This window comes from Rhodoferax sp., assembly GCF_037143375.1.
Classification (GTDB): Bacteria; Pseudomonadota; Gammaproteobacteria; order Burkholderiales; family Burkholderiaceae_C; genus Rhodoferax.
In genome coordinates this window covers 25,548-36,819 of the sequence record NZ_JBAWYV010000023.1, presented here as the reverse complement: position 1 = coordinate 36,819, position 11,272 = coordinate 25,548, and the positions used below count along the sequence as shown (strand labels likewise).

General features: G+C 59.0%; 13 protein-coding genes. 6 read left to right on the top strand and 7 right to left on the bottom strand.

What is annotated here, in order from left to right; genetic code table 11:
• From WCG50_RS05895 to panC, 5 genes are all read left to right on the top strand, one after another.
• Window positions 1–438 (top strand): ScpA family protein (locus WCG50_RS05895; protein ID WP_336898648.1); only part of this gene is annotated, 438 nt, incomplete at its 5' end.
• Window positions 410–2,071 (top strand): L-aspartate oxidase, encoded by a 1,662-nt coding sequence (nadB, locus tag WCG50_RS05890; RefSeq protein ID WP_336898647.1) that lies wholly within the window; start codon window positions 410–412, stop codon window positions 2,069–2,071. The genes WCG50_RS05895 and nadB, both read left to right, overlap by 29 nt.
• Window positions 2,072–2,115: 44 nt before the next feature.
• Window positions 2,116–2,505: an aspartate 1-decarboxylase gene (gene panD / locus WCG50_RS05885; protein WP_336898646.1), complete on the top strand. Its 390-nt coding sequence runs from the start codon at window positions 2,116–2,118 to the stop codon at window positions 2,503–2,505.
• 29 nt (window positions 2,506–2,534) lie between these two features.
• Complete coding sequence (gene panB / locus WCG50_RS05880) at window positions 2,535–3,419, top strand: 3-methyl-2-oxobutanoate hydroxymethyltransferase (protein WP_336898645.1); 885 nt, start codon at window positions 2,535–2,537, stop codon at window positions 3,417–3,419.
• Between the two features lie 6 nt (window positions 3,420–3,425).
• On the top strand, window positions 3,426–4,250 hold the full coding sequence (panC, locus tag WCG50_RS05875; RefSeq protein ID WP_336898644.1) for a pantoate--beta-alanine ligase: 825 nt from the start codon (window positions 3,426–3,428) through the stop codon (window positions 4,248–4,250).
• A gap of 19 nt (window positions 4,251–4,269) precedes the next feature.
• Here the strand turns inward: panC and ccoG are convergent, their stop codons facing one another.
• From ccoG to WCG50_RS05840, 7 genes are all read right to left on the bottom strand, one after another.
• A complete protein-coding gene (gene ccoG, locus WCG50_RS05870) occupies window positions 4,270–5,691 on the bottom strand; it encodes a cytochrome c oxidase accessory protein CcoG (protein WP_336898643.1) in 1,422 nt (473 codons plus the stop codon).
• Window positions 5,692–5,870: 179 nt separating this feature from the next.
• Window positions 5,871–7,007, bottom strand: coding sequence for a quinolinate synthase NadA (gene nadA / locus WCG50_RS05865; protein ID WP_336898642.1), 1,137 nt, complete (start codon window positions 7,005–7,007; stop codon window positions 5,871–5,873).
• Window positions 7,008–7,050: 43 nt separating this feature from the next.
• Window positions 7,051–7,929: a carboxylating nicotinate-nucleotide diphosphorylase gene (gene nadC, locus WCG50_RS05860; RefSeq protein ID WP_336898641.1), complete on the bottom strand. Its 879-nt coding sequence runs from the start codon at window positions 7,927–7,929 to the stop codon at window positions 7,051–7,053.
• A gap of 49 nt (window positions 7,930–7,978) precedes the next feature.
• Window positions 7,979–9,004, bottom strand: a complete 1,026-nt coding sequence (locus WCG50_RS05855) for an NAD(P)H-dependent glycerol-3-phosphate dehydrogenase (protein WP_336898640.1) — start codon at window positions 9,002–9,004, stop codon at window positions 7,979–7,981.
• 52 nt (window positions 9,005–9,056) lie between these two features.
• Window positions 9,057–9,527, bottom strand: a complete 471-nt coding sequence (gene secB, locus WCG50_RS05850; RefSeq protein WP_336898639.1) for a protein-export chaperone SecB — start codon at window positions 9,525–9,527, stop codon at window positions 9,057–9,059.
• A 90-nt stretch (window positions 9,528–9,617) separates the two neighbouring features.
• Window positions 9,618–9,878, bottom strand: coding sequence for a glutaredoxin 3 (gene grxC / locus WCG50_RS05845; protein ID WP_336898638.1), 261 nt, complete (start codon window positions 9,876–9,878; stop codon window positions 9,618–9,620).
• A 33-nt stretch (window positions 9,879–9,911) separates the two neighbouring features.
• Window positions 9,912–10,319: a rhodanese-like domain-containing protein gene (locus WCG50_RS05840; protein WP_336898637.1), complete on the bottom strand. Its 408-nt coding sequence runs from the start codon at window positions 10,317–10,319 to the stop codon at window positions 9,912–9,914.
• Window positions 10,320–10,470: 151 nt separating this feature from the next.
• Between WCG50_RS05840 and gpmA the strand changes: the two genes are divergently transcribed.
• On the top strand, window positions 10,471–11,214 hold the full coding sequence (gpmA, locus tag WCG50_RS05835) for a 2,3-diphosphoglycerate-dependent phosphoglycerate mutase (protein WP_336898636.1): 744 nt from the start codon (window positions 10,471–10,473) through the stop codon (window positions 11,212–11,214).
• Window positions 11,215–11,272: the final 58 nt, after the last annotated feature.

Here is an 11,272-nt window from a genome sequence, read left to right as displayed (position 1 = left end):
CTGGTGCGACGCCTGCTGGAATACGAGCGCATGAAACTCGGTGGCGCCAAGCTCAATGCCGTGCCGCAGTTTGGCCGCGATTTTCTCAAGGCACAGGTATTCATTGAGCAGTCGCTGCACCCACGTTTTCCGGATGTCAACGCCATCGATTTACAAGAAGCCTGGCGCGACATTTTGAAACGCGCCAAGCTGGTGCAAACCCACAAAATCACGCGAGAAGAACTCTCGGTGCGCGAGCACATGACCCTGGTGCTCAAAAAACTCCAGGGCCGTCGCTTCGTCGAATTTGAAGAGCTGTTTGACGCCACCAAAGGCACGCCGGTGCTGGTGGTGACGTTCATCGCCATGCTTGAACTGGCCAAAGAAACCCTGATCGAAATCACCCAGGCCGAAGTATTTGCCCCCATCTATGTTCGTCTGGCCTACTCCCCCACTTGACTGCCTCAACCGCAACACTGCCGTGAATCAACCTGTGAAATCCTCCCCAACCCTTCATTTTGATGTGCTGATTGTCGGCAGCGGGCTGGCCGGTCTGAATGCCGCCCTGCTGCTGGCGCCCTCGCAGCGCGTGGCGGTCATCACCAAACGCGCCGTCCATGAAGGCTCCAGCGGTTGGGCGCAGGGTGGTATTGCAGCGGTCTGGAGCAAAGACGACAGTTTTGACGCCCACGTGGACGACACCCTGGTCGCTGGCGCCGGCTTGTGCGACCTGGCCGCCACCCGTTTTGTGGTCGAACAAGCGCCCCAGGCGATTGCCTGGCTGCAAAAAATGGGCGTGCCTTTTTCAGAAGAAGACGGCCAGTTGCACCTGACCCGCGAAGGGGGCCACAGCGCGCGCCGCATTGTGCATGTCACAGACGCCACCGGTGCGGCCGTGCAAACCACCCTGATTGAGCGGGTGCGCCAGACGCCCAACATCACCCTGTTTGAGAACCACACGCTGGTCGACCTGATCACCGACGCCAAACTTGCCTCGCAGTCGGGTCAAGCTGCCAACAAAGCCACCCAATGCCTGGGCCTTTACGCACTGGACGAAGCCACTGACGAAGTGCTCACGTTTCAAGCCCCCCACACCATTTTGGCGACCGGTGGCGCCGGCAAGGTTTACCTCTACACCACCAACCCCGACACCGCGACCGGTGACGGCATCGCTGCCGCTTGGCGCGCCGGCTGCCGGGTTCAAAACATGGAGTTCATCCAGTTTCACCCAACCTGCCTGTACCACCCGCACGCCAAATCGTTCCTCATCAGCGAAGCGGTGCGCGGTGAAGGGGGTCGCCTGCTGCTGCCGGATGGCACACGTTTCATGCCGCAACACGACCCACGCGCTGAACTAGCACCGCGCGATGTGGTGGCCCGCGCCATCGACTTCGAGATGAAAAAAGGCGGTCTGGATTGCGTTTACCTCGATATTTCGCACCAGCCCCTGGCTTTTCTGCAGGAACACTTCCCCAACATCTATGCACGCTGCCTGGAGCTCGGCATCGACATCTCCAAACAGCCGATTCCGGTGGTACCCGCCGCACATTACACCTGCGGCGGCGTGCTCGCTGACCTGGAAGGACGCACCGACATCGGCGGTCTTTACGCCATCGGCGAGACCGCTTGCAGCGGCTTGCACGGCGCCAACCGACTGGCCAGCAACTCGCTGGTGGAGTGCATGGTGTTTGCCCAAGCCACGACCAAGGCCATCAGCCAGACCGCACCAGCCCCCGCGCCGAGCCTGCCGCACTGGGACGACAGCCGCGTCGGCGACGCCGACGAAGCGGTGGTGATTTCGCACAACTGGGACGAATTGCGACGCTTCATGTGGGACTACGTCGGCATTGTGCGCACCAACAAACGCCTGGAGCGTGCCGCCCACCGCATCGCTTTGCTGCAAGACGAGATTGAGGAGTACTACGCCCACTTTCACGTTACGCGTGACCTGCTGGAGCTGCGCAACCTGGTACAAGTGGCCGACCTGATTGTGCGCAGCGCCCAAGCCCGCCACGAAAGCCGTGGCCTGCATTTCAGCCGCGACTACCCGGAACTGGCGGAGCAAGCCATACCCACCGTTCTGGTGCCCTGACCTGCTTTTTATATTACCTTCTCGACCTGAAAAAAATTTAAATCATGCTGCGTACCCTGCTTAAATCCAAGATCCACCGCGTTGCCGTGACCGACTGCGAACTGCACTACGAAGGTTCCTGCGCCATCGACGAAAACCTGCTGGACGCCGCCAACCTGTGTGAAAACGAGCAAATTCACATCTGGAACATCAACAACGGCGAACGTTTTGTCACCTACGCCATCAAGGGCGAACGCGGCTCCGGCATGATTTCCGTCAATGGCTCGGCAGCGCGCCGGGCCAGTGTGGGCGACTTGATCATCATTGCCTCTTTTGCCCAGGTTGAAGAAGCTCAGGTCAGCGGATTTCAACCCAAACTGGTGTTTGTCGACGATAACAACCGCATTAAATTTGAGCGCTCGCACATTCCGGTGCAAGCGGCCAGCAACCCCTAAGCCATTCCTACGCACAAAGGTCATCTGCCATGAACACACCGGTCGAACCCACCAGCGCCACCCCTTACGGCACCTTGCCCGCCCACACCACCGCCACGGCGCGCAAACCAATCAGCCTGCCGCGCTTGCAGGAAATGCATTCACGCGGTGAAAAAATCACCATGCTGACCGCTTACGACGCCACTTTTGCGGCCGTTGCCGATGCCGCGGGCGTGGAGTGCATTCTGGTGGGGGACTCGCTGGGCATGGTCTGCCAGGGCCTGAGCAGCACCGTCGGTGTGACGTTGGAAACCATGTGTTACCACATGGAAAGTGTGGCGCGCGGGCTGCGCCGCGCCCAGGGCGCGGCCTGGCTGATTGGCGATTTACCCTACGGCGCGTACCACGAATCCCGGGAGCAGGCGCTGCGCAGCGCTGCCTTGCTGATGCAGGCCGGCGCCCACATGGTCAAGCTCGAAGGCGGCGGCTGGACGACTGAAACCGTGCGTTTTCTGGTCGAGCGTGGCATTCCGGTGTGCGCCCATCTGGGCCTGACACCCCAAACCGTTCACGCGCTGGGTGGCTACCGGGTGCAAGGCAAATCCACCGAGTCGGCGGCGCTGCTCAAGCAACAGGCGCACGCCTTGCAGGACGCAGGCGCCACGCTGCTGGTGCTCGAGATGGTGCCCGCGGCCTTGTCGGCTGAGTTGACCGCCGAGTTGCTGCACTGCGCCACCATCGGCATAGGCGCCGGCAATGGCACGGCAGGACAGGTGCTGGTGCTGCATGACATGCTGGGACTGAATCTGGGCAAGATGGCCAAGTTCGTGCGTAACTTCATGACCGGCGCACCCAGCATCCGCGAAGCCATGCAAGCCTATGTGGTGGCCGTTAAAAATGGTTCTTTCCCAGACAACGCCCAGCACGCCTGGTAAGTTTTTATGAAAATCATTCACACCATCACTGAGCTTCGTGCGCATCTGGCGGCTTTCCAGCGCCCTACTTTTGTGCCCACCATGGGCAACTTGCACGAAGGCCACCTGGCCCTGATGCGGCAAGCCAAGCCCTTGGGCGATGTCTCGGTGGCCAGCATCTTTGTCAACCGCCTGCAGTTCCTGCCACACGAAGACTTTGACACCTACCCGCGCACTTGGGCCTCGGATTGCGACAAGCTGCAAGCCGCCGGCTGCGATGTGGTATTTGCGCCCAACGAACAAGAGTTGTACCCCGAACCGCAAACCTTTCGGGTGCAACCCTCCACTGAACTCGCCGACATTCTGGAAGGTTTCTTTCGGCCCGGCTTTTTTGGTGGCGTCAGCACCGTGGTGCTCAAACTGTTGAATTGCGTGCAACCCGGCGTGGCCGTGTTTGGCAAGAAGGATTACCAGCAACTGATGGTCATTCAGCGCATGGTGCAGCAGTTTGCCCTGCCGGTTGAGATCGTGGGGGGGGAAATCACCCGGTCCACCGAAGGCCTGGCATTGTCTTCACGCAACGGTTACCTCAGCGACAGCGAACGGGCCGAAGCGGTGCAACTCTCGCGCGCACTCAACGCGATGGCCTCGGCCATCCATGCCGGTGCCAGCGACTTTGCGGCTCTGGAGCAGCAAGCCATGGCGACTTTAACGGCACGCGGCTGGCAACCCGACTACATGGTGGTGCGTCGCCGCCGCGACCTGCAAAGCCCGGAGCCGGGTGATGTGCTGGTGGTGCTGGGCGCCGCCAAAATAAGCAACACTCGACTCATCGACAACCTCGAAGTGTGATTAGCGCTCCCCGTGCGCCTCAGCGCGGGACCAGAAATGCCGATTTTTCTCTCAAGTGACCTGGCGAATCCAGTGAGTCAATTTCAAACTGGATGGCGTGCGAACCGGGCGCCATGGCATTTGGTGGCGCCTGAACCCGCACCGGCACCCCCTGCTCCTGCGACGAAGGTACCGACACGACGTTGTCAGACGTCACCAGCAGACCAGGCTGGCCGGAGACCGTTATTTTGTAGCGTTGCGGCGACTCCGTGGCGTTCATCACCTGAATCCGGTACACATTCTCAATGCTGCCGTCCTGCATCTCGCGCGCCATGACGCCGCGGTCACGCATCACATTGACCTTGAACGGCGTGCGCATCATCAAACTGAGCACGGTAGCCAGCACAATGGCACTTAGCACGGCGGCATAAATCAGCACCCGCGGTCGCAGCACCTGGCGCAGGGTTTGCGCCTGGGTCCAGCCTTGGGTCATGGCGTTTTCAGTGCTGTACTTGATCAGCCCCCGCGCGTAACCCAGCTTGTCCATGACCGTGTCGCAGACATCCACGCAGGCACCGCAGCCAATGCAATCATGCTGCAGACCATGACGGATATCGATGCCCGTTGGGCACACCTGCACGCACAAACTACAGTCCACGCAAGAACCCAGGTTCAAGATCGACGCATCGGCCTTGCGCGAGCGGGCGCCCCGTGGCTCGCCGCGCTCGGTGTCGTAGGTCACGATCAAGGTGTCTTTGTCAAACATCACGCTCTGGAACTGGGCATACGGGCAGATGTGTTTGCACATCAACTCCCGCATGAAACCGGCGTTGCCATAGGTGGCCATGCCGTAAAACAAGGTCCAGAAGATTTCCCAGGAGCTCATGCTCATTTGCAGAAACTCTGTCCCCAATTCCTTGATCGGCGTGAAATAGCCGACAAAGGTGAAGCCGGTCCACAAGCCCACGGCTAACCACACCCCGTATTTGGCCGTTTTGCGTCCTACTTTGTCTATCGACAAAGGCTGGGCATCGCGTCGCATGCGGGCGGAGCGGTCGCCCTCCAGCTTCTTTTCGATCCAGAGGAATATTTCGGTGTAAACCGTCTGGGGGCAGGTGTAGCCACACCACAAACGTCCAGCCACGGTCGTGAACAGAAACAAGGCCAGCGCGGCAATGACTAAAAAGCCCGCCAGATAAATGAAATCCTGCGGGTACAGCATCAGCCCAAAAATATAGAAGCGCCGGGCCCCCAGATCAAACAACACGGCTTGGCGCTGGCCCCACTCCAGCCAGGGCAGGCCATAAAACACCAGCTGGGTCACATACACCATGGCGATGCGCCAGTTTGCGAACAGACCCGAAACACTGCGGGGATAGATATCCTGATTCGAAGCGAAGCGTGAAACCGGATTAGGAACGTACCCGGTCTGAGGGACGATAGGGATGACTTTTCGGGTCACAGGGGCTTTGTTGTCCAACGCGTTCTTTCAGGAAATCAGGGCTCTGCCTCGGCAGCAGGGGGTCGCTGTGATGCTACCCAAGATAGTAAGACCTTAAAGATGCAAGGCTTATGCATCATAAAAGACGTAACAAAGAGGCGTCTTGCAACGCCCCGGCTTCCTATTAATTTAATAGCTAGTTACGCAGCACCGATATGGGCTACAAGGCTACCAGCCACTTGTTTTGCCTTGAGCGCAGCGGTGAATGCCAGCATCCGGTCAATCGGGCGGCGGGCGCGCAAGCCCAAAGCGGGGTCCACGTGGATTTCGTTTACGCCAGTTTCCAGCACCCGGGCCACGTCCGCCAAGCCATTCATCGCCATCCAGGGGCAATGGGCGCAACTCTTGCAGGTGGCGCTGTTGCCGGCGGTGGGCGCTTCCAGAAACACCTTGCCGGGGTTCAGGGTGCGCAGCTTGTGCATCATGCCGTTGTCGGTGGCCACAATGAACTCTTTGGCATCCATCTCGCGGGCCGCTTTGAGAATGGCCGAGGTCGAACCCACGGCATCGGCCAGCGCCACCACGTCCTCTGGGGACTCAGGATGCACCAGCACTTTGGCACCGGGATGGTCCTTGATCAGGGCCTCCAGCTCAAACGCCTTGAACTCGTCGTGAACGATGCAGGAACCGCCCCACATGACCATGTCGGCACCAGTTTCGCGCTGGATATAGCCTCCCAAGTGCCGGTCGGGCGCCCAGAGAATTTTTTGACCTTTTTCTTTGAGGTCACGCACGATGTCCAGGGCACAGCTGGAGGTCACCAGCCAGTCGGAACGCGCCTTGACGGCCGCACTGGTGTTGGCATACACCACAACCGTGCGGTCGGGATGGGCATCGCAGAAAGCACTGAACTCATCGGTCGGGCAACCCAGATCGAGTGAACAGGTGGCATCCAGATCCGGCATCAGCACCCGTTTTTCGGGTGACAGGATTTTGGAGGTTTCACCCATGAAGCGCACGCCAGACACGACCAGCGTGGTGGCGGCGTGATCGCGGCCAAAACGTGCCATCTCCAGCGAATCGCTCACCAGCCCGCCGGTTTCTTCGGCCAGGTCCTGCAAGTCAGGGTGCACGTAGTAATGCGACACCATCACTGCATTTTTCTCTTTCAGCAAGCGGCGGATTTTGTCTTTGAGCGCGGCCCGCTCGGTCTGACTGGGCTCCACTGGGACGCGGGCCCAGGCATGCTTGGTAGCGCAAATACCAGCGCTGGCTGCAGCTTCTTGCAGAGGCTGCTCGTATTCGACATCCATCATGGTTTTTGGCGCAGCGGTCATCACATATCCTTAAAACGAAGTTTCAGAGAAGACTCACTTGTACTCAAGTCAGGTCGGAACTAAAACGCATCGAAAAATCGATCGCCTGAACATCTTTGGTCAAGGCCCCGATTGAGATCCGGTCCACCCCGGTGGCGGCAATATCGCGCACCGTGCTCATGTTCACGCCGCCCGAGACTTCCAGAATGGCACGCCCGGCATTGATGTGGACGGCCTCGCGCAATTGGGCCAGCGTCATGTTGTCCAACAGCACCATGCGGGCACCTTCATCGAGCGCCTCGACGAGTTGGGCCAGTGTTTCCACCTCAATCTCTATAAATTGAGCGCTGGGGGCCACTTCGGCGGCGCGCTTCAAAACGGCCGTCACACCGCCCGCAGCGGCAATGTGGTTTTCCTTGATCAGCACGGCGTCGTACAGGCCTATGCGGTGGTTGGTACCGCCACCGGTACGCACCGCATATTTTTGCGCCAACCGCAAACCGGGCAAGGTCTTGCGCGTGTCCACAATCTGGGCGCGGTTGCTGGGCACGCTTTTCACGGCATCACAGTAGCTGGCCGTTTTGCTGGCCACGGCGCTCAGCAGTTGCAAGAAATTCAGCACCGTACGCTCGGCGGTCAAGAGCGCGCGGGCTGAGCCTTCGAGCTCCAGCACGACCTGGTCAAGCTTGCAACGTTCGCCTTCTTGCACACACCAGGAAACCTTGAGGCCAGGGTCGATCTGTTGCAGTGCCGCCCGCGCCCAAGGAATGCCACAAATAATGGCCGACTCACGCGCCAACACATAGGCGCTGGCTCGGCGACTGGGGTCAATCAGCCCGGCCGTCAGGTCGCCCGCACCAACGTCTTCCTGCAACGCCCGCGCCGCATCTGCCTTCGCCAAAACGGCTATGGATTCGGGAGAAAAATCAAAATTAGGAGTCATCAAAGTCACCATGAAGTTTCAAATCAGAGCCCGAGGCTTCGAGACCGATTCAGGTTAATTCGGAAGTCGGCTCGCGGCCCATTAACAGGGTCACCGCCTGGGCAGGTTGAATATGACCATCCAGCAAGGCCACCACAGCTTGCGCAATCGGCATCTCCACGCCCATGCTGGCGGCGCGTTGCACCACCGTTCGGGCCGAATACACACCTTCGGCCACATGGCCCAAAGAGGCGACCGCCTGTTGCAAACTCAGCCCCCGCGCCAGTGCCAGACCGACTTGCCGGTTGCGCGACAAGTCGCCGGTAGCGGTCAGCACCAAGTCGCCCAGACCACTCAGGCCCATGAAGGTTTCAGACTTGGCGCCCAGCGCCACGCCCAGTCGCATCATCTCGGCCAAGCCTCTGGTGATAACGGCGGCGCGGGCATTCAAACCCAAGTTCAGGCCGTCGCATAAACCGGTGGCGATGGCCAGCACGTTTTTGACGGCCCCGCCTACTTCCACGCCCACGATGTCATCGTTGGCATAGACCCGCAGCGTCGGGCTGTGAAAAGCATCGACCAAGGCACTTCGCACCACCGCATGGGCGCTGGCTGCCACCAGAGCGGTAGGCTGGCCCCGCGCCACTTCCAGCGCAAAACTGGGACCACTCAAAATACCCGCTATTAATTCAGGAGCTACTCTCGCTTGTATCTCGTGGGCTAGAAGCCCAAAAGACTCAGAAGTGGGGGCTTCAAAGCCTTTGCACAGCCAAGCCACCGGCATACGACACGTTGCCAGATTGGCCAACATGGCGCGCAAACCCGCCATGGGCGTGGCGACGATGACGAGATCTGCGCCGCCCACCAGGTTGGCAAAGCGGTCCATGTCACTTGTTGCGACAGAACTGACGGCAAGCAATGACGGCAGCTCAACACCCGGCAAGTAGCGCACATTCTCACGCTGCGCCTGCATGACAGACGCTTGCCCCGCATCGCGCACCCAGAGCGTCACAGCGTGCTGGGCCAGCGGGTTATTGCCCGCACTGACCGCCAGCGCCGTGCCCCAGGCACCCCCACCAAGCACTATAATTTTCATAGCGTACTGCGCAGTAGAGACGGGGGCTAGAGGGCTAAAACTCTTAAAATTTTTACTGAATCACGACGCTGGGTTCAGCGGCTTCGGCAGCGGCTTGCTGCTGCTGTTGTTGCTGCTCAAACATCGCCTGGAAGTTGATTTCCGACAGATGCACGGGCGGAAAGCCACCGCGCTGGATCAGGTCGGCGACGTTGCCGCGCAGGTACGGGTAAACGATTTGTGGGCAAGCGATACCCATGATCTGGCTCATCTGCTCTTGAGGCAAATTGCGGATCTCGAAAATACCGGCTTGCGTGGCTTCCACCAGAAACACGGTTTTGTCTTTGATCTTGGTCTGCACGGTCGCGGTGACAGACACCTCAAAAATACCATCGGCCACCGGCGTTGCATTCACACCCAACTGGATATCGACGGAGGGAGATTCTTGCTCCAACAAAATCGCGGGCGAGTTCGGCTGCTCCAGTGACGCTTCCTTGAGGTAAACGCGTTGAATCTGAAAAACGGGGTCAAGTTGCTCGGTCATGGAAATTCCTAATAAAAAACAATGCCCGCTTAAGGCGTGCTTGAAGCGGGCAAACGATTGAAGACGAGAGATTATGTCAGGTGAAAATGATCAAACGGCGTTCAGCAGCGGCAGCAGGCCGCCCTGTTTGTCGAGCGCCACCAGATCGTCGCAGCCACCCACATGCGTCTGACCAATAAAAATCTGGGGCACGGTGCGCCGCCCCGTCAATTCCATCATCTGCTGGCGCTGGGCGGGGTCGGTGTCAATGCGGATTTCTTCAATCTGCGCCACGCCCTTGGACTTGAGAACCTGCTTGGCTTGGATGCAGTAAGGGCAGACTGCGGTGGTGTACATCTTGACGGCTTGCATGCGGTTTACTCTTAATGGTTCAGATGAATTAATTCAGGCTTTTTCAACCGGCAGGTTGGCCGATTTCCAGGCGCCCAAGCCGCCTGCCAACGATTGGGCTTGCTCGTAGCCGAGCTTTTTGGCGATGTTGACAGCGCTTTTCGAACGGGCACCCGACTGGCACACCAGAATGACCGGCAGCGCCTTGTTTTTCACCGCGCCGGGCAGTTTTTGCTCCAACTGGCTCAAGGGAATATTTTTGGCGCCGCCAACATGGCCGGCCGCGAATTCATTGGCTTCGCAGACATCAATCACCACCGCTTTTTCACGGTTGATGAGCTGCACTGCGCCTTCTGCGGTCAGCGAGCCGCCGGTGGCGCCCTTGAGCACCGGCCAGAACAAGCCGCCAGCCGAAGCCAGCGCGATCGTCATCAACATCCAGTTGTCGAGAATAAATTTCATTTTTTCCTTGGTAAAAATTGATCTGGAAGGCCTCTGAGACGCAAAGTGCGCCCGTTATGGCCTGTCCTGACCCAGCCGGCATTTTAGAATACACAAATGCCGTTCGCATTCAATCTTCGTTTTGTCCCGGCTATGAACCCTTACAAACACCATGCATAAACTTGTTCTGATCCGCCACGGCGAATCCACCTGGAATCTTGACAACCGCTTCACCGGCTGGACCGACGTCGACCTGACGCCGCTCGGCATCGAACAGGCGAAGAATGCCGGCAAACTGCTCAAGGCCGAAGGCTATGAGTTTGACGTCGCCTACACCAGCGTGCTTAAGCGCGCTACCCGCACACTGTGGCACGTGCTCGATGAAATGGACCGCACCTGGTTGCCAGTGGTGAACAGCTGGCGCCTCAATGAGCGCCACTATGGTGCCTTGCAAGGCCTCAACAAGGGCGAAACCGCCAAGCAATACGGTGATGAGCAGGTGTTGGTATGGCGCCGCAGCTACGACACCCCGCCACCGGCGCTGGAGCCAACCGACCCGCGCTCTGAACGCAGCGATTTGCGCTACGCCAAGCTGAAGCCCGAGCAAATTCCGCTGACCGAATGCCTGAAAGACACCGTGGCGCGTGTCATGCCCTTCTGGAATGAAGCGCTGGCCCCCGCCATCAAGGCCGGCAAAAACATTGTGGTTGCAGCCCACGGCAATTCGATTCGCGCCTTGGTCAAGTACCTGGACAACATCTCTGACGACGACATCGTGGGCCTGAACATCCCCAATGGCATCCCGCTGGTGTACGAATTGGATGACGACCTGAAACCGATTCGCCATTACTACCTGGGTGATGCCGAGGCCGCCGCCAAAGCCGCCGCTGCAGTGGCGTCCCAAGGCAAAGCGTAATCCGGGTAAATCTTAGGTAAATGGGGAACCTGTCCATCGTTAACACCTCCAAACGTGT